This window comes from Microbacterium sp. Marseille-Q6648 (assembly GCF_943181415.1).
Classification (GTDB): Bacteria; Actinomycetota; Actinomycetes; order Actinomycetales; family Microbacteriaceae; genus Microbacterium.
On the sequence record NZ_CALPBZ010000005.1, the window covers coordinates 122,197 to 139,802 of the forward strand.

The following is a 17,606-nucleotide window of genomic DNA, read 5'->3' on the forward strand; positions in this document are numbered from 1 at the left end:
GGCGCATCACCCTCCAGCAGACGGGACGACGCGTGACGCCCACCACCCGCCTCGAGGCGCCGGGCTGGCGCACGTGGACCGTGTGGACGGTGGGCGTCGTCGCCTACGTCGTCTCGATCATCAACCGCACATCGCTATCATCGGTCGGCGTCGACGCCGCGGTCCGCTTCGACGCCGACGCCTCGGCGCTGTCGATGTTCGCGGTCATCCAGCTGGCCGTCTACGGCGCGCTCCAGGTGCCGGTGGGCCTCGTGCTGGACCGCGTCGGCGCGCGACCGGTGATCGCCACCGGGATGGTGCTCATGGCGGTGGGGCAGCTCGTGATGGCCTTCGCGGACGCGGTGGGCATCGGCATCCTGGCACGCGTGCTCATCGGGGCGGGCGACGCCGCGGTGTTCCCGAGCGTGCTCCGCGTGATCGCCACCTGGTTCCCGGCCCAGCGCTCGCCGGTGCTGGTGCAGCTGACGGGCATCATCGGGCAACTCGGGCAGATCGTGGCGGTCGCTCCGCTGGCGGCGCTGCTGCACGCGACCTCGTGGAGCGTGGCGTTCGGCAGCCTCGCGGGCCTGGCCGTCCTCTTCGCGGTCCTGACGTTCGCGATCATCCGCAACCGACCCCCCGAGCGGCGCGCCGACCCGGTCGACACCACGGTCGACACCGACACCGGGGCGATCCGGGTCGTGCGATCCTCGGCCGACCTGCGTGAGGGGTTCCGGGAGTCGTGGGCGCACCCGGCCACGCGGCTCGGGTTCTGGTCGCACTTCACCACCCCGTTCGCGGGGACGGCGTTCGTGCTGCTGTGGGGGTTCCCCTTCCTCACGGCGGGGCAGGGCTTGAGTCCCGCAGCGGCGTCGCTCGTGATGAGCTCGCTCGTGCTGTTCAGCATCGTGGCCGGCCCCATCATCGGAGCGCTGTCGAGCCGGCATCCGACGCGCCGGTCCCGCTGGCTCGTCCTGCCGACCGTCGCCCTGCAGGCCGTCGTCTGGCTCGTGGTGATCGCCTGGCCGGGACCCGCCCCGGTGTGGCTTCTCATCGTGCTGATGGTCGCCCTGGCGACCGGCGGATCGGCCTCGATGATCGCCTTCGACCATGCCCGCACCTTCAATCCGTCGCACCGGCTCAGCACGGCGACCGGCATCGTCAACGGCGGCGGGTTCCTCGCCGCACTCATCGCCATCCTGTTCATCGGCATCGCCATGGACGTGCAGGGCGCCGGCACGCCCGACACCTACTCGCTCGACGCCTTCCGGATCGCGTTCCTCACGCAGCTGCCGCTGTGGCTGCTCGGCTCGATCGCGATCGTCATCGAACGCCGTCGCACGATCCGCCACATCGGAGGGCCCGAGAACTACCCGTGGTGAATCTCCCCTCGACCCCACCGGGCACGCTGCGGCTTCTCCGCCGCCGGTCCGGAGCCCGCCGTGCGCTGCTGGCGACCACGGCGGCCACCGTCGCCGTCGCCGTCGCCGGTGTCTGCATCGTCGTCGGCTGGCTGCCCACCGGAGCCGACCGGGCGCGGGCCGCGGCCGGCCCCGGGATGAGCGCCGATGATGTGTCCGCGCAGATCGCGGCGGGCTCCGCGTCGCTGGCCTCGATGGGTCCGGCCCTGGTCGTGGTCGTGCTGTTGAGCGCAGCCGCCGCGGCCGCCCGGCTGAGCGGACTGCGCGGCGCCTCGCGCGAAGCCGAATCCGCGGTGCTGCGGGCTCGCGGGCTGTCGCGTGCGCAGATCCTCGTCATGGAACTGCGGGAAGCCGCGATCATCGCCGGCACGGGCGGAGCGGCGGGTTGGGTCCTCGGGCTGGGCGTGCTCATCGCGCTGGGCGCGGGGACCGAACGGGGCCTGTCGACGTGGCCGGTCGCCGCCGCCGCATCGACGGCACTCGGCGCCGTCGTCGTCGGCGCGACCATGCTCGCGGTGCGGCGTCCGGCATCCACGATCCGCGCGCGCGGCGCCCGGGCAGCCACAGCCGCCTCGGTGGTGCTGCTGGGCACGGGGGTCGTCGTGGTGCTGACCCAGCTCGGCACGGCGCTCACCCGCGGTGTCGATCCGATCGTCGTCGTCGCCCCGTCCGTCGTGCTGCTCGCCGCCGCGGTCACGTCCGTCGCCGCGTTCGCGGGCCTCGCGGCCCTCGCAGACCGCTCCAGCGGGCTCGGTCCCGCCCTCGTGCCGTCGCTCCCGACACGACAGCTCGCCCGTCGCCTTCCGGTCTACGCCGTCGTCGTGGCGCTGGTCGCGCTGACGGCGGCGCAGGCGGTCTTCGCTGCCGCCTACGACGGCACCTGGACCCGAACCGCCGAGGTCTCGGCAGCCCTGCGCACCGGCGCCGACCTTCGCGCTGACCTGGCCGGCGATCCCGTCACGCCGCAGCTGGTCGCCGATACGGCAGAGGTGGCCGGCGTGGACGACGCCGCGGCCGCCCTCATCGCAGACGTCGAGTTCGGCGGGACCGAGGCCGGGATCGTCGCCCTGCCGGCGGCTGCGGCGGCGAGCGTGATCCCGCGCGCGACCGGCCTGGACTCCCGCGCATTGACCGAGGCGCTGACCAGCCGCCCCGCAACGGTGACCATCGAGCCGCTGGCCATGGACGGCGACCGCGTGCGCCTCGCGGCGACGCTGGACACCGAGCGCGTCGCCCTCGCTGAACGGGTGGGGCTCTCGATCGTCGTGCTCGATGCGCGGGGAACCCCTGCCACGATCCGGTTGGATGCCCTGAGTCTCGATCGGGCCTCAGGCGCCGGGGGCGGCATCCGCATCGTCGCCGAAACCGACCTGCCGAGCGCGGCGGGTCCGTGGCGCCTGCTCGCCGTGACCGCCTCGCTGCGCGCGGGCGCGGGAACAGCCGCTGTCGAGATATCGCTGTCGCCCACGGGCTCGATACCGGCCGAGGGCACCGGCGTGCTCTCGGCCGACTCGGGCACGGTCGTGCTGTGGCGAGGCGAGCAGCCCGTCGAGGGGCCACCGCCGGTCGCAGCCGCGATGTCGGCTCCGCTCGCCGAACGCCTGGGCGCCGGCGTGGGCGACACCCTCGAGTTCCGTTATGCGGGTGCCGGGCGCCGCGGTGAGATCGTGGTCGCCGCCGTCGTGCCCGTGATTCCCGGTGCCGCCGAGCCGGACGCCGTCTTCGTGCCGCTCGAAGAGCTGACGCTGTCGATGCTGCAGCGCGGCACGACGATCATCGCCCCCGGCTCGGTGTGGGCCTCGGGAGCTCCCGATGCCGCAACGGCACTTCAATCGATGGTGGACGGCCAGGTCACCACAGCCCGGCCGGGCGTGGCGGCGACGGTCGCCGGGTCGCTCGTGGCGGGATGGTGGATCGCGACGGCCGCGGCACTCGTCCTCGCCGTGGTGGGGGTGATCGCCGCCCTGCAGACCCTGTCGACCGCACGCCGCGGCGAGGTCGCGGCGCTGCGCGCACTGGGGGTGCCCGCGCGCACCCAGGCGAACGCGCGGATGCTCGAACTGGCAGCCGTCGGGGCCGGTGCCCTCCTCCTCGGCGTCGGCACCGGCGCGGTCGCCGCGGCGCTGACCGTGCCGCGTCTCGTCGACGCGGTCGCCGCGCAGGTCGGTGCGGCGACTCCGGCGATCGCCGGCATCCCCCTCGTCGCCGCTCTCGCGGCACTCGCCGTCGGACTGGGCGGCGCGGCCGTGTGGACCGCGCGAGACGTGCGACGCCTCGCGTCGCGGGCGACCGTCGGAGAGGACGCGCGATGAGTCACCGCCTCTCGGTCGCCGCGATGCTGCGCCGGCACCTGCGCGCCGGGCTGCGCGGGGGCGTGGCGGTCTTCGCCCTGGTCCTCCTCGTCTCGAGCGTCGCGGCGGCCACTCCGGCTGCACTGTCGGCGCTCGGCGATGCCGCCCTGGACGACCGCCTCGCGGGACTGCCCGCCACCGTCCGCGATGTCGAGGCGACCGCGCCCGAGCCCCCGCAGCTGGACCCCGCAGCTGTCGGGGCGGACGAGGTGTGGGCGGGTTTCACCACGGCACTCGAACGGGTCCGCGAGGGCGCCGACGATCCGCTGCCCTCGCTGCTCGACCCGGCACGCGTCATCGTCCGCAGTGACGGGACTCCGCTGGGCGAGGGGCGGGCGCCCGACCTGCTGAGCCTCGCCGCCGACCCGCGCTTCGCCGAGGAGATCACGATCGCCGAGGGGAGGCTGCCCGCGCCCCTCGGCGGGGCGGTGGAGGCGGCATCCGGCTCGAGTCGGCTCGAGGTCGTGCTGTCGACGCGCGCCGCCGACGAGCTGCAGTGGGCGGTGGGCGAGGTGCGCGGTGTGCGCGTGTTCGTCGACGCCTTCGACATCGAGCTCGTCGGCGTCTTCGAACCGGCCGACCCGAACGGCGGTTACTGGCAGCACGTCCGGTCCGTCCTCGAGCCGAGCGTGTTCGACGACGGCAACGCCCCCCGGGTGGTCACCGCCACCGCCTTCGTCCACCCCGCACAGGCGGCGATGCTGGACATGTTCGGCAGGGCGACGACGACGACCTGGTACCCGCTGAGCACCCGTGCACTCGATTCCGGGAACGCTGACACAGCAGCGGCCGCGCTGCGCGGCTTCACCGCGGCCGCGCAGCCGCTCGGCGACCCGGCCGACGGCCCGGGCATCCAGACCCTCCGCTTCGAGGCGCCGCTCGCGACCGAACTCGAGACGGCGACGGCGCAGCAGGGGGCGACCACCGCCGTCCTGGCGATGATGATCGCCGGCCCCGCGGGCGTGGCGGCCGCCGTGCTGCTCCTCGCGTGCCGGCTGATCGTCGAGCGGCGTCGCGCCGGCATCCGGCTGCTCTCGGCGCGCGGAGCCTCTCACGCTCAGCTGCGTGCGCTGCTCGGAGCCGAGGGCCTGATGGTCGGCGCGCTGCCCGCCGTGATCGGCATCGGGCTGGTCGCCGCGGCCGACGCTCTGCGGGGCGGGACGGGACTGCCGCCCGCGAGCGTGGTGGCGGCGGGGATGCCGGGGCTCGCGGTGGTCCTCATCCTCGCGGTGCTGGCTCCGACAGCTGCTGAACGGCGTACGCGCACCGACGTCGGGCGGGGCGCGCCCCGGCGACGGCTGATCGCCGAGGCCGTGGTCGTCATCCTGACCGTCGTCGCGGTCGTGCTGCTGTTCGTCCGCGGTCCGTCGTCGCAGCTCGACCCGCTGATCGCGGCGACCCCGCTGCTGCTGGCCCTCACCGCCTGCCTGATCACGTTGCGGCTGTATCCCCTGCCTCTGGGCGCGATTCTCGCGCGGGCGCGCAGCCGTTCGGGGTTCGTGGCCTTCCTGGGGGCCGCGCGCACACTCCGGGAACCGTCGATCGGCGTCACCCCGGTTCTCGCCCTGGTTGTCGGGATGTCGGTCGCGGTGTCATCCGGCGTGCTGCTCTCGACACTGCAGACGGGTATCGACGAGGCCGCGGGAGCGCGCGTGGGCGCCGACGCCCGCATCTCGGGCGACACCTTCACGCGAGACGACCTCGACCGGGTGCACGGCATCGATGGCGTCGCCGCCGCGACCGGGCTGTCGGGCTTCGAACCCGTGGAACTGCGCATCGACGGCGAGCGGCGCCCCGCCTTCGTGATCGTGGTCGAAGGCGAGCGGCTCCGCGAGGTGCAGGGGACGATCCCCGGGCTGCTGCCCGAAGGAGTCTCGGTCGTACCCGCGGGCGAATCGGTTCCGGTGGTGATCGGCGGCGCGACGGCCGAGCTGGTGGGCGACTCGGCAGACGTCCGGGTCGGGGATGTCGAGGTCGAGGTCGTCGGAGTCAGTCGAGGGCCGAATCCCGTGGGCGCGCGCGACAACTGGATCGTGCTCGACGAATCGGCGGCCGCAGAGGCGGCTGGCCGCGACCCGGTCGATCGCACCGTCCTCGTGCGGTTCGACGACGCGGCGACGCCGAGCGACGTCGTCGACCGACTGACGGAGACGCTCGGTGACGTCCGGGTCGACACGATCGAAGACCTGCGAGAGCAGGCGCGATCCGGCGTCGCCGTCGCGGGCATGCGATCCGCCCTGCTCGCCGCAACCGCCCTGGCCGCCCTGCTGTCGGCGGTCGCGATCGCCCTGACGATCATCCTGGCCTCGGGCGCGCGCCAGCGCGTGGTCGCGCTGCTGCGCACCCTCGGCGCGCCATCGCGCCGCGTCGCCCCCCTTCTGCTGTGGGAGATCGCGCCGCCTGCCGTGGCGGCCGTGGTCGGGGGCACCGTGTTCGGCCTGCTGATCCCCGTCGTCGTCCTGGCGGGGGTCGATCTGCGGCCATTCACCGGATCCACCGTGCAGCCCCTCTTCACCGCGGATGCCGCCACGCTCGCCGTCACGATCGGCGGGTTCGTCGCGATCGCACTGGTGTCCACCGCCGTCGCGGTCATCGCCGGCCGCCGCGTGGGGGCGGCATCCGCCCTGCGCCTGGTCGAGGAAGGATAGTCATCATGCCCATGGAGGATCCGAGCGCCGACATCCTGTGCGTCGACCTGGTGCGCATCTTCACGGCCCAGGGCGTCGAGGTGCAGGCGCTGCAGGGACTGAACCTGCGCATCGGGCGGGGCGAGCTCGTCGCGGTCGTCGGCGCATCCGGGTCGGGGAAGTCCACGCTCCTGTCGATCCTGTCGAGTCTGGACCGGCCGACCGCGGGGGCGGCGTGGGTGGCGGGACACGACCTGTTGACCATGAAGGAGAAGGAGCGCGTGGAGTTCCGTCGGGCGAGCGTCGGATTCGTCTGGCAGCAGACGTCGCGGAACCTGCTGCCCTACCTCACCGCCGCCGAGAACGTCGGCGCCGCGCTCGCCGTGGCCGGACGGGTCCGGGGCGCGTCGGCGCGGCGCACCCGCGTCGCCGAGCTGCTGGATCTGCTCGAGGTCACGCACTGCGCCGATCGATCGCCCGCCGCGATGTCGGGCGGCGAGCAGCAGCGGGTCGCGATCGCCGTCGGGATCGCGAACGAACCCCGCGTGCTGCTGGCCGACGAGCCCACCGGCGAACTCGACGACGTCACCAGCGCCCACGTTCTCGAGGCCATGCGCGCGGTGAACCACGAGCTCGGGGTGACGACCCTGATCGTCACGCACGACCCGGGGGTCTCCGAGCACGTGGCTCGCACCGTGCAGATGCGGGACGGGCGCACCTCGACCGAGGTCCTGCGGTCGACGCAGCGCGACGAGCACGGCACCGAGCGGCACGTTGCCGAGGAGTACGCGGTGCTCGACAGGGTGGGACGCCTGCAGCTGCCCGACGAGTTCGTCGCGACGCTCGGCTTGAGCGAGCGGGTGCGACTGGCCCTCGAACCCGATCACGTCGGCGTCTGGCCCGGGCGGGAGAACCGCGGCGGTGCTTCCGCCGCCGACGACGCAGAGGAGGACGGGCGATGACCCCGGCCATCCGCGCCGAGCGCGTCAGCCGCACCTTCCCGTCGCCTGCGGGCGACGTCCACGCGTGCGTCGACGTCGACCTGACGGTCGCCCCCGGCGAGCTGCTGGTGGTGCGCGGAGCCTCGGGGGCGGGAAAGACCACGCTGCTCAACCTGCTGGGCGGCCTCGACCGCCCGACCGGCGGACGGGTATGGGTGGGCGAGGTCGAGACCACGGCGCTGGACGAAGACGCCTTGGCGCGGATGCGGCGCGAACACGTCGGATTCGTCTTCCAGTCCTTCGGGCTGCTGCCTGTGCTGACCGCGTCCGAGAATGTGGAGCTGCCGCTGCGCATCGCACGCATCGACCCTCGGGAACGGGACGCGCGCGTGGCGGAGGCGCTGGACCTGGTCGGCCTCGGGGCGCACGCCGCGCAGCGACCGGGCGAGCTGTCGGGCGGTCAGCAGCAGCGGGTCGGCATCGCGCGGGCGGTGGTCGCCCGCCCGCGCGTTCTGCTCGCGGACGAGCCGACCGGTCAGCTCGACTCGCGGACGGCCGCCTCGATCATGGACGTCATCGAAGATCTGGTGCGCACGCAGGGCCTCGCGGCCGTCGTCACCACCCACGATCCCCTGCTGGCGGCCCGCGCCGATCGCGTCATCGAGCTGCACGACGGACGCGTGACGAGCTCGAGCGGCGGCGGCACCGCGTAGTCGTCACCCGATGCGCTGCTCGTGGATCTCGGACTCCAGCGTCGCGCCGTTGAGCTCGAGGTAGATCCGCTGCTCGGTGACCGAGAGGGTCAGCGCGTTGCGCCGCTCCAGTCGCGCGGCGACGGCGTCGACGAATCCCGGGTCGAAGCTCCGCAGGACGATCTCGTCGCCGCGGTGGATGCGTTTGCCCGCCCACGGACCGCGAACCTTCTCGGGGTCGCGGTGGGTGTAGACGACGACGCGCTCGGCGAGCCTGCTGCCGTGGTGCAGCCGCTCGGCATCCGGAGCGCCGATCTCGATCCACGTGAGCAGCCGCCCCGTGAGATCGCGCACCACCACCGCGGGCTCCTCGGTCGACGAGATGCCCTCGCTGAACGCGATGCCCTCGGTGTACTCGAGCCCGTAGGCGAGCACGCGCGTCACCATGTAGGCGTCCGTCTCGGACGGGTGCCTGGCGACCCGCAGGGCGAGATCGTCGTACACACCGCGGTCGACGTCCGCCAGCTGGACCGTGAAGGTGTACATCGTCGAACCGAGGGCCATAGCGATCGAGCCTACGCGGCGGTTCCGTTCACGACCGTCGCCCCGGCATCCGGCGTGCGATCAGCTTGCGCAGCTCGTCGAGCCACAGCACGGACGAGGCGACGGCGATCGCGATCGCCCAGTCGACGAGGCCGAGGGCGGTGGTGTCGAAGAACGCCTGAAGGAACGGGGTGTAGACCAGCGCGACCTGCAGCGCGACAACGACGCCCAGCGAGATCCACGACGCGCGGTTGCGCAGCAGCCTCGCCGTGAAGATGGTGGCCGCCCCGGCCCGAACGTTCAGCAGGTTGAACACCTGGAAGAACACGAAGGTCGTGAAGGCGAGCGTGAGGGTCTCGTCCGACGGTTCGGCGATGCCGCCGTCGCCGTGCAGCAGCAGCACCGCGAGTGTCCCCGCGGCCATGACGACCGCGCGGAAGACGATGCGAAGCCCCCGGGCGAGGGTGAGGAGGGGCTCGTCGACCGCGCGGGGCCGGCGCGTCATGATGTCGTCGGCGGGCCGTTCGACCGCGAGCGAGAGGGCGGGCGGGCCGTCCATCACCAGGTTCACGAGCAGGATCTGAATCGCGGTGAAGGGGGCTCCCCCCGCGATGCCGAAGATGCCGGCGGCGAGGAAGACCAGGAGGAATCCCCACGACGTCGTCAGCTGGAAGGTGAGGAAGCGCACGATGTTGTCGTAGATGCCGCGCCCCTCGCGCACCGCGCGGATGATCGTCGCGAAGTCGTCGTTGCGCAGCACCATCGCCGCGGCGCTCTTGGCCACGTCCGTGCCGGTGCGTCCCATGGCCACGCCGATGTCGGCCTGCTTGAGCGCGGGAGCGTCGTTCACCCCGTCGCCGGTCATCGCCACGATGTGACCGCCGCGCTGGAACGCTTCGACGACCCGGATCTTGTGCGCCGGCGACACGCGCGCGAGGACGCCGATGTCGCGCACCTCGCGCGTCAGCTCGGCGTCGTCGAGATCCTGGATGTCGGCGCCGGAGGCCGCCCGCCCGGTCACCCCGAGCTGCTCGGCGATCGCGGCGGCCGTGGTGATGTGGTCGCCGGTGATGACCTGCACGCCGATGCCGGCGCCGCGGGCGGCGTCGATGGCGTCCCGCGCGTCCGGCCGTGGCGGGTCGACGATGGCGATCAGCGCCAGGAGCTCCAGCGGCGGCAGGGCATCGAGCAGCGCGGCGGGGTCGGTGTCGCCCGGCACCGCGTCCAGGGTCGCGCGGGCGACCGCGAGGGTGCGCAGCCCCTTCTCCGCGTAGCCGACGGTGCGCTCGTGCAGGTCGTCGTAGGCGTCGGCCAGCCGGATGCGTGCGCCCTCGCGGCCGGCGACGGTCTCGGCGTGCTCGAAGACGACGCCGGGCGCCCCCTTCACGAACACATCGACCCGCCCGTCGTCACGCTCGTGATACGTGCCCATGAGCTTGTAGGAGGAGTCGAACGGAAGCTCCGCCACGCGCGGACGACCTCGACGCGCAGCATCCGGATCGACGCCGAGCTTGCGGGCGAGCACGATCAGCGCACCCTCGGTCGGATCCCCCACGAGCTCGCCGTCGCGCACGGTCGCATCGGAGCACAGCACCATCGCCTCGGCGGCGGCGCGCAGCAGCTCGGCCGGCGCGTCCGCGTCCTCGTCGGAGGCCTCGACAGCGCCGTCGGTGGCGTAGCCCTCGCCGTCGATCGTGAACTCGAGGGCGGCGACCACGAGACGTCGCGCGGTCATCTCGTTGAAGGTCAGGGTGCCGGTCTTGTCGGTGCAGATCTGCGTGGTGCTGCCGAGGGTCTCGACCGCCGACAGCCGCTTGAGGATCGCGCCGTGTCGGGCAAGGCGGGTCGCACCGATCGCGAGGGTGAAGGCCACCACCGCTGTCACCCCCTCGGGGATGGTCGCGACCGCGAGCGATACCGAGGTCAGGATCAGGTCGACCAGCTCCGTGCCGCGAACCAGCCCGATCACGAAGACCACCGCGATCACGCCGAGGGCCAGGAGCGTCAAGACGGTCGCGAGCTGGTCGATGCGACGCTGCAACGGCGTCTTCTCGACGCCCGCCGAACCGATCATCTCGGCGATGCGGCCGATCTCGGTGCGCATGCCCGTGGCGGTCACGACCATCACCCCGCGGCCGCGACTGATCGTGGTCGAGCGGAAGAGGACGTTCCCGCGGTCGCCGAGCGCGGCATCGGGGGCGACCTCGACGTCGGCGTCCTTGCCCACCGGCGCCGATTCGCCGGTGAGCGCCGCCTCCTGCACCTCGAGCGCGGCCGTCTCGATGAGGCGCCCGTCGGCGGGCACGACCTCGCCCGCCTCGACGTGCACGATGTCGCCCGGCACGATCTCATCGTCGGGCAGCTCGCGGATGCGGCCGTCGCGCACGACGCGGGACGTGGCGGTCTCGTCGTCGTCGAGCGCGGCGAGGTTCACCTCGGCCTGGCGCTCCTGCCAGACGTTGAGGATCGCGTTGGCGAGTACCACGACGAGGATCGCGATCGGCGTCTCCCACTCGCGCGCGACGACCGCGCTGACCACGGCCGCGACCAGCAGGACGATGATCATGCGGTCCTTGAACGAGCGCAGGAACTTGCGCCACAGTGGGTCGGGCGCCTTCTCGTCCAGGGCGTTCGGGCCGACCTGCGCGCGCCGCGCGCGCGCCTGCTCCTCGGTCAGCCCCTCGACGGTCGCGTCGAGATCGGCGAGCGCCTGCTCCGCCGTCATCGCATGCGCGTCGGGCGCGTCGGCGGGCATCGCGGTGGGGGTGTGGCTCATCGAGGCTCCCGTCTGGCCGGCTGAGTCCCACGCTAGCCAGATCCGCGGGTGTGCGGTGTCACCGCGGCGTAGCCTGCCCGCATGGCCGACTCCTCCAACACGTACATCTCCGGCATCCCGTTCGCCCTGACGCCGTCGTCGGGGTCCACCTGGTCAACGGATGCCGCGTCCGCAGCCCTGCGGGTCACGGCCGCCCCGCACAGCGACATCTTCGTCGACCCGGCCGGCGCGGCCCAGGTCAACGCCGAGACGATGCTCAACGCCGTGACCCTGCTCGGCGACGTGCCGGACGGGACTTCCAGCTGCGGGCGCGCGTCGAGGTGGAGTTCGCCGCGACCTTCGACGCCGGGGTGCTGCTGCTGTGGTTCGACGACCGACACTGGGCGAAGCTGTGCTTCGAGTACTCCGCCGATCGTGAGCCGATGGTCGTCTCGGTCGTTTGCCGCGACGTCGCGGACGACGCGAACTCGTTCGTCGTCGAGGGCGGCGCGGTGTGGCTGCGGATCGCGCGCGCCGGCGGCGTGTACGCCTTCCACGCGTCGCTCGACGGCGTGACCTGGCGGTTCGTGCGCGTCTTCGCGCTCGAGGCGGACGGCGTCGCGCCCCGCATCGGGTTCGAGGCCCAGTCCCCCACCGGCGAGGGCTGCGACGTGGCCTTCTCAGACGTGTCGTTCTCGACGGCCTCCCTCGCCGACATGCGCGACGGCTCCTGACGGCACGCCCGCGGCGACGGATCTGACCGCGTTCGCCGCTGATGCCGAGGCGGATGCCGCTTCTGACGCACCGGCCTGAGGTACACCCCGCTGAGGCACACTGGTTCGCATGGCCCATCGCCGCACCGCCGACGCGCACGACAGCCGCGAGGCGAAGACGTGCGCGTCGTGCGGCCGGCGCATCGAATGGCGCGCCAAATGGGCGGCGAATTGGGACGACGTCAGGTATTGCTCGGGTGCCTGCCGCTCGCGCGGAGTGGCCGCTGTCGACCGGCGCCTCGAAGACGAGATCCGCACACTGCTGGCGGCGAGGGCTCGCGACGCGAGCATCTGCCCCTCGGATGCCGCGCGATCTGTGGGCGATGATGACTGGCGCGACCTCATGGAACCCGCTCGTCGCGCCGCACGCCGGATGGTCGCCGCCGGCGAGGTGGAGATCACCCAGGGCGGGCGAGTCGTCGATCCGTCGACGGCGAAGGGCCCGATCCGCATCCGGTTCGCGCGCTCCTGACCTGTGTGCGCGGCGATGGTCCGGGGGGCGATCAGAGGAGGAAGCCGCGCAGCAGCGCTTCGGACCCGGCGAGGTGCTCGAGCACTGCCCGCTCGGCGGCATCCGGCCTGCCTGCGAGGATCGCCGTCACCAGTCGCTCGTGCTGGGCGTTGGAGTGCTCGATGTTCCGCGGCAGCAGCGGGAACGTGTCGAACCAGGTGTTCACGCGCGCGCGGTTCTCGGCGGCGAGTGCGACGAGCGACGGGATGCCGGCGATCTCGGCGATCGACAGGTGCAGCAGGGTGTCGAGTCGACGGTAGTCGGCCTCGTCGGCTGCCGTGGCGGCCTCGTGCCGACGCCACAGGTCGTCTCGCGTCGCGGGGTCGAGCGTGCGCTCGGCGGCAGCGCGCGCCGCCCCGGCCTCGATGACGCGGCGAAGGCCCAGGACATCGTCGAGCTCGGCCGCGTCCACGGGCGCCGGAGCCGTCTGCGGCAGCGGGTCGGCGATGAACGTCCCGCCGTAACGACCGCGGCGCCGCTCGAGATAGCCCGCGACGGCCAGTTCGCGTATCGCCTCGCGCACGGTGTCACGGCTCACGGCGTAGCGCAGCGCCAGCTCGCGCTCCGGCGGCAGGGATTCCCCCGGTGCCACCACCCCGAGCCGTATCGTCTGCACGAGCCGCGCGACGGTGTCTTCGAGTGCATTGCCCTCGCGCACCGGCCGGTACACCGCCCGCCGCACCTCGGGGAGCGGACCGCCCGGGGCGTTCATCGCGGGCGGGCTCATAGCGGGGTGACGTAGGCGTTGGTGATCCCACCGTCGACGACGAAGGCGGTCGCCGTGATGAACGAGGCGTCGTCCGACGCCAGGAACGCCACGGCGGCGGCCATCTCCTCTGGCTCGGCGAACCGCCCCATCGGCACATGCACCAGCCGACGCTGCGCCCGCTCCGGGTCCTTGGCGAAGAGCTCCTGCAGCAGCGGCGTGTTCACCGGTCCCGGGCACAGGGCGTTGACGCGGACGCCCTGCCGGGCGAACTGCACGCCGAGCTCCCGCGTCATCGCCAGGACTCCGCCCTTGGACGCGGTGTAGGAGATCTGCGACGTCGCCGAGCCGAGCAGCGCGACGAACGAGGCGGTGTTGATGATCGACCCGCGTCTAGCGGGGACCATGTGCCGCAGAGCGGCGCGCGAGCACAGGTACACGCTCTTGAGGTTGACGTCCTGCACGCGATCCCACGCGGGCAGCTCGGTCGTCTCGATGGAGTCGTCGTCGGCGGGCGAGATGCCGGCGTTGTTGAAGGCGATGTCGACGCTGCCGAGGTCGGCCGCGACCGAGTCGAAGAGCTGGTTGACGGATGCTTCGTCGGCGACGTCGACCGGACGGAACAGTCCGTCGACCTCGGCCGCCGCGCGCTCCCCCGAGGCGGGGTCCAGATCGGCGACCACCACGCGCGCACCCTCGGCGGCGAAGCGGCGGGCGGTCGCGAGGCCGATGCCCGATGCCCCACCGGTGATGATGGCGACGCGGTCCCGCAGGCGCTGGGTGAGATCGACGTTCATGGAACTTCCTCCTGGTGCTGGTGATGCTCGTGCTGTGGCCGCGGAGATCAGTCCGCGGCGAAGAACACGTTCTTGGTCTCGGTGAAGTGCTCGGCGGCATCGGGGCCGAGCTCGCGCCCGAGACCCGAGGCCTTCATCCCCCCGAACGGCGTCCAGTACCGCACCGAGGAGTGGGAGTTGACCGACAGCACTCCGCTCTTCACGCCGCGCGAGACCCGAAGGGCACGCCCCAGGTTCTGGGTCCAGATAGAACCTGCGAGGCCATAAACGGTGCTGTTGGCGAGCCGCACGGCGTCGGCCTCGTCGTCGAAGGGCATCACCGCCACGACGGGTCCGAACACCTCCTCCTGCGCGATGCGGTCGCCGGGCTCGGCGAGCACCACGGTGGGTGCGAACCAGAACCCGTCACCCTCGGGTGCGCTTCCGCGGAACGCCACGCGCGCGCCGTCGAGGAACCCGACGACGGTGTCGCGATGGGATGCCGAGATGAGGGGTCCCATCTGCGTGTCATCGCGCGCGGGGTCACCCACCCGCCAGGCGGCGACGGCGGGCTCGAGAAGCTCGAGGAACCGGTCGTATGCCGAGCGCTCCACGAGGATGCGGCTGCGTGCGCAGCAGTCCTGGCCCGCATTGTCGAAGACCGCCCCGGGGGCTGCCGCGGCCGCCTGCTCGAGGTCTGCGTCGGCGAAGACCACATTCGCACTCTTGCCGCCGAGTTCGAGGGTCACCGGCTTCAGCATGCGGGCGCACCCCGCGGCGACGTCGACGCCGACTTCGGTCGAGCCGGTGAAGACGACCTTGCGCACGTCAGGGTGCGACACGAAACGCTGGCCGACGAGCGACCCCGATCCGGTGACGACCGTGAACAGCCCCTCCGGCAGGCCCGCCTCGAGCGCCAGCTCGCCCAGCCGCAGCGCGGTGAGCGGCGTGAGCTCGGCGGGCTTGAGGACGACGGCGTTGCCCGCAGCGAGAGCCGGAGCGAAGCCCCACGACGCGATCGTCATGGGGAAGTTCCACGGGACGATGATGCCGACCACGCCGTACGGCTCGTGGAAGGTGACATCCAGTCCCCCGGCGACGGGGATCTGCTGACCGGAGAGCCGCTCGGGTGCTCCGGCGTAGAAGTTCAGGACCTGCGCGACGTGTCCGGCCTCCCACCGGGCCGACTCGACCGGGTGACCCGAGTTGAGCACCTCGAGCTGAGCGAGTTCCTCCACGTGAGCGTCGACGACGCTCGCGAACCGGCGCAGCGCGTCGGCACGGGCGACCGGGGCGAGGTCGGCCCACCCGCGCTGCGCGGCCACCGCGCTCGCGATCGCGGCATCCACCTCGTCGAGGCTCGCCCGAGGGACGTCGCGGAACGCGCGACCGGTGGTGGGATCGACCAGGGTGAAGCTCATGTGACGGGTTCCTTCGCTCGGGCGTACGCGGCGGCCTGCGCGACCAGTCCCGCGAACAGCCTCTTGTCTTCGGCGTTCTCCTCGGGGTGCCACTGCACGCCGACGAGGTAGCCCGGGCCCTCGGACTCGAACGCCTGCACGAGGCCGTCGTCGGTGCGGGCCACGACCACGAGCCCTTCGCCGAGCCGGTCGACGCCCTGGTGGTGATAGCTGTGCACCGCGAACGGGCCGGCCCCCAGCATCCCCGCCAACCGGGTGTCGGGCGCGACCTCGACGATGTTGTCGGCGAATACGCCGCCGCCGATGCGGTATCGCTCCGTGCCGAGGGCTTCGGGCAGGTGCTGGTGCAGCGTGCCGCCGCGGGCGACGTTCACCAGCTGCAGGCCGCGGCAGATGGCCAGCACGGGGATGCCGCGCTCCTCGGCACCGCGGAAGAGCGCGAGCTCCCACGCGTCGCGATCCGGACGGGCGGGGTCGGTGAGCGGGTGCCGGTCTTGGCCGTACAGCTCGGGCTGGACGTCGAGTCCGCCGGTCAGGATGAGGCCGTCGAGGCCCTCGAGCACCGCAGCCGCAGCGGCCTCGGGGTCGGGGTCGCCCTGCGGCGGAAGCAGCACGGCGATGCCCCCGGCAGCGGTCACCGATGCGAAGTACTGCTGCGGCAGAAAGGCCGCTCGCACATCCCAGACGCCCTGCTTGGCCTGCTCGAGGTAGGTCGTCAGGCCGATGACGGGCGGGGCATTAGAGGCGTTCGAAACCACGCACCCGCTCCCAGTCCGTCACGGCCGCGTCATAGGCCTCCACCTCGATGCGCGCCTGGTTGAGGTAGTGCTCGACGACGTCGTCGCCGAACGCCTTGCGCGCGATCGCCGACTCGTCGAAGAGCTGCGCGGCCTCGCGAAGCGTCGTCGGCAGGTGGTCCACGCCGGCGGTGTAGGCATTGCCGGCGAGGGGATCCGGCAGCGGCAGTTCGTGCTCGATCCCGTGAAGACCGCCGGCGATGATCGCCGAGATCCCGAGGTAGGGATTGACGTCGCCGCCGGGAACCCGGTTCTCGACGCGGAGCGAAGGCCCGTGGCCGACGATGCGCAGCGCGCACGTGCGGTTGTCCACGCCCCACGCCACTCCCGTGGGCGCGAACGAGCCGCGCACGTACCGCTTGTAGGAGTTGATGGTCGGGGCGTACAGCAATGTGAACTCGCGGAGGGTCGCCAGGATGCCGGCGATCCAGTGCTCCATGAACGGACTGAAGCCGTGGCGGCCCTCGCCGGCCATCACCGCCTCACCGGAGTCGGAGCGCACCGACAGGTGGATGTGGCAGCTGTTGCCCTCGCGCTGGTCGAACTTGGCCATGAACGTGATCGACTTGCCGTGGTCGCCCGCGATCGCCTTCGCGCCGTTCTTGTAGATGGTGTGCTGGTCGGCCGTCTCGCGCACCTCGGCGAAGCGGAAGGCGATCTCCTGCTGGCCGAGGTTGCACTCGCCTTTGACGCCTTCGGTGTAGAGCCCGGCGCCGTCCATCTTGAGACGGATGTCGCGCAGCAGCGGCTCGATGCGCCCCGAGGCGAGCAGGTCGTAGTCGACGTTGTAGTCGGTGGATGCCGTCAGATCGCGGTATCCCTTCCCCCACGCCTCGCGATACGTGTCGTCGAAGACGAGGAATTCGAGCTCGGTGCCGGAGTACGCGACCAGACCGCGCTCGGCCAGGCGCTCTCGCTGCCGGTCGAGGATCGCGCGAGGGGACTGCACGACGGGTCCGCCCTGCGGCCAGCCGAGGTCGGCGATCACCATGGCCGATCCCGGCATCCACGGGACCCGGCGCAGCGTCTCGAGATCGGGCATCAGCACCATGTCGCCGTAGCCGGTCTCCCAGCTCGACATCGTGTAGCCGTCGACGGTGTTCATGTCGACGTCGACCGAGAGCAGATAGTTACAGGCTTCGGCGCCGTGGTCGCGGACCTCCTCCTGGAACAGCCGGGCCGACACCCGCTTGCCCACGAGGCGTCCCTGCGCGTCGGCGAAGGCGACGATGACGGTGTCGATCTCGCCCTCGGCGATGGCGGCGTCCAGTTGCGAGACGCTGAGGTTTCCCGGCATCCGTCGTCTCCTCACC

At 72.4% G+C, this 17,606-nt stretch carries 15 protein-coding genes; 7 read left to right on the forward strand and 8 right to left on the reverse strand.

Annotation, left to right across the window (positions count from 1 at the left end; genetic code table 11):
- The first annotated feature begins 32 nt into the window (after positions 1-32).
- The 5 genes from NFR93_RS12740 to NFR93_RS12760 are packed head-to-tail and all read left to right on the forward strand — an operon-like array spanning position 33 to position 8,032.
- Positions 33-1,361, forward strand: coding sequence for an MFS transporter (locus NFR93_RS12740; RefSeq protein WP_251453764.1), 1,329 nt, complete (start codon positions 33-35; stop codon positions 1,359-1,361).
- The gene (locus tag NFR93_RS12745) at positions 1,355-3,712 is read left to right on the forward strand and encodes an FtsX-like permease family protein (RefSeq protein ID WP_251453766.1); all 2,358 of its coding nucleotides are present in this window, start codon (positions 1,355-1,357) and stop codon (positions 3,710-3,712) included. The genes NFR93_RS12740 and NFR93_RS12745 overlap by 7 nt, the downstream gene beginning before the upstream one ends.
- Positions 3,709-6,399 carry an FtsX-like permease family protein gene (locus tag NFR93_RS12750; RefSeq protein WP_251453768.1) on the forward strand — a complete coding sequence of 897 codons (2,691 nt, stop codon included), beginning with the start codon at positions 3,709-3,711 and terminating at the stop codon, positions 6,397-6,399. Before NFR93_RS12745 ends, NFR93_RS12750 begins: the two co-directional genes overlap by 4 nt.
- A gap of 11 nt (positions 6,400-6,410) precedes the next feature.
- Complete coding sequence (locus NFR93_RS12755; protein WP_251454582.1) at positions 6,411-7,340, forward strand: ABC transporter ATP-binding protein; 930 nt, start codon at positions 6,411-6,413, stop codon at positions 7,338-7,340.
- Entirely contained in the window at positions 7,337-8,032 is a 696-nt protein-coding gene (locus NFR93_RS12760; protein WP_251453770.1) for an ABC transporter ATP-binding protein, read from the forward strand. Before NFR93_RS12755 ends, NFR93_RS12760 begins: the two co-directional genes overlap by 4 nt.
- Before the next feature lie 3 nt (positions 8,033-8,035).
- Here NFR93_RS12760 and NFR93_RS12765 read toward each other — a convergent pair whose 3' ends face one another.
- The 3 genes from NFR93_RS12765 to NFR93_RS12775 are packed head-to-tail and all read right to left on the reverse strand — an operon-like array spanning position 8,036 to position 11,590.
- Positions 8,036-8,575: a YaeQ family protein gene (locus NFR93_RS12765; protein ID WP_251453772.1), complete on the reverse strand. Its 540-nt coding sequence runs from the start codon at positions 8,573-8,575 to the stop codon at positions 8,036-8,038.
- 28 nt (positions 8,576-8,603) lie between these two features.
- On the reverse strand, positions 8,604-11,330 hold the full coding sequence (locus NFR93_RS12770) for a cation-translocating P-type ATPase (RefSeq protein ID WP_251453773.1): 2,727 nt from the start codon (positions 11,328-11,330) through the stop codon (positions 8,604-8,606).
- Positions 11,331-11,362: 32 nt separating this feature from the next.
- The gene (locus tag NFR93_RS12775) at positions 11,363-11,590 is read right to left on the reverse strand and encodes a hypothetical protein (RefSeq protein WP_251453774.1); all 228 of its coding nucleotides are present in this window, start codon (positions 11,588-11,590) and stop codon (positions 11,363-11,365) included.
- Between the two features lie 60 nt (positions 11,591-11,650).
- On the opposite strand from NFR93_RS12775, the gene NFR93_RS12780 reads away from it, so the two are divergent.
- Positions 11,651-12,043 carry a DUF1349 domain-containing protein gene (locus tag NFR93_RS12780; RefSeq protein ID WP_251453775.1) on the forward strand — a complete coding sequence of 131 codons (393 nt, stop codon included), beginning with the start codon at positions 11,651-11,653 and terminating at the stop codon, positions 12,041-12,043.
- A 109-nt stretch (positions 12,044-12,152) separates the two neighbouring features.
- Positions 12,153-12,554, forward strand: a complete 402-nt coding sequence (locus tag NFR93_RS12785) for a DUF3253 domain-containing protein (RefSeq protein WP_251453776.1) — start codon at positions 12,153-12,155, stop codon at positions 12,552-12,554.
- Positions 12,555-12,585: 31 nt separating this feature from the next.
- Here the strand turns inward: NFR93_RS12785 and NFR93_RS12790 are convergent, their stop codons facing one another.
- From NFR93_RS12790 to NFR93_RS12810, 5 genes are read right to left on the reverse strand one after another with little or no spacing between them, the layout of a single operon-like run.
- Positions 12,586-13,305, reverse strand: coding sequence for a FadR/GntR family transcriptional regulator (locus NFR93_RS12790; RefSeq protein ID WP_251453791.1), 720 nt, complete (start codon positions 13,303-13,305; stop codon positions 12,586-12,588).
- An 11-nt stretch (positions 13,306-13,316) separates the two neighbouring features.
- Entirely contained in the window at positions 13,317-14,096 is a 780-nt protein-coding gene (locus NFR93_RS12795) for a 3-oxoacyl-ACP reductase (protein WP_251453793.1), read from the reverse strand.
- A gap of 47 nt (positions 14,097-14,143) precedes the next feature.
- On the reverse strand, positions 14,144-15,496 hold the full coding sequence (locus tag NFR93_RS12800) for an aldehyde dehydrogenase family protein (protein ID WP_251453795.1): 1,353 nt from the start codon (positions 15,494-15,496) through the stop codon (positions 14,144-14,146).
- A complete protein-coding gene (locus tag NFR93_RS12805; protein ID WP_251453797.1) occupies positions 15,493-16,254 on the reverse strand; it encodes a gamma-glutamyl-gamma-aminobutyrate hydrolase family protein in 762 nt (253 codons plus the stop codon). Before NFR93_RS12805 ends, NFR93_RS12800 begins: the two co-directional genes overlap by 4 nt.
- The gene (locus tag NFR93_RS12810; RefSeq protein ID WP_251453798.1) at positions 16,235-17,590 is read right to left on the reverse strand and encodes a glutamine synthetase family protein; all 1,356 of its coding nucleotides are present in this window, start codon (positions 17,588-17,590) and stop codon (positions 16,235-16,237) included. Before NFR93_RS12810 ends, NFR93_RS12805 begins: the two co-directional genes overlap by 20 nt.
- Between the last annotated feature and the right edge of the window lie 16 nt (positions 17,591-17,606).

What these genes read in the sequence shown, in the direction of transcription:
- NFR93_RS12750 (WP_251453768.1), top strand. Translation starts at nt 3,709, where the DNA reads ATGAGTCACCGCCTCTCGGTCGCCGCGATGCTGCGCCGGCACCTGCGC.
- NFR93_RS12755 (WP_251454582.1), top strand. Translation starts at nt 6,411, where the DNA reads ATGGAGGATCCGAGCGCCGACATCCTGTGCGTCGACCTGGTGCGCATC.
- NFR93_RS12760 (WP_251453770.1), top strand. Translation starts at nt 7,337, where the DNA reads ATGACCCCGGCCATCCGCGCCGAGCGCGTCAGCCGCACCTTCCCGTCG.
- NFR93_RS12765 (WP_251453772.1), bottom strand. Translation starts at nt 8,575, where the DNA reads ATGGCCCTCGGTTCGACGATGTACACCTTCACGGTCCAGCTGGCGGAC.
- NFR93_RS12770 (WP_251453773.1), bottom strand. Translation starts at nt 11,330, where the DNA reads ATGAGCCACACCCCCACCGCGATGCCCGCCGACGCGCCCGACGCGCAT.
- NFR93_RS12785 (WP_251453776.1), top strand. Translation starts at nt 12,153, where the DNA reads ATGGCCCATCGCCGCACCGCCGACGCGCACGACAGCCGCGAGGCGAAG.
- NFR93_RS12790 (WP_251453791.1), bottom strand. Translation starts at nt 13,305, where the DNA reads ATGAACGCCCCGGGCGGTCCGCTCCCCGAGGTGCGGCGGGCGGTGTAC.
- NFR93_RS12795 (WP_251453793.1), bottom strand. Translation starts at nt 14,096, where the DNA reads ATGAACGTCGATCTCACCCAGCGCCTGCGGGACCGCGTCGCCATCATC.
- NFR93_RS12800 (WP_251453795.1), bottom strand. Translation starts at nt 15,496, where the DNA reads ATGAGCTTCACCCTGGTCGATCCCACCACCGGTCGCGCGTTCCGCGAC.
- NFR93_RS12810 (WP_251453798.1), bottom strand. Translation starts at nt 17,590, where the DNA reads ATGCCGGGAAACCTCAGCGTCTCGCAACTGGACGCCGCCATCGCCGAG.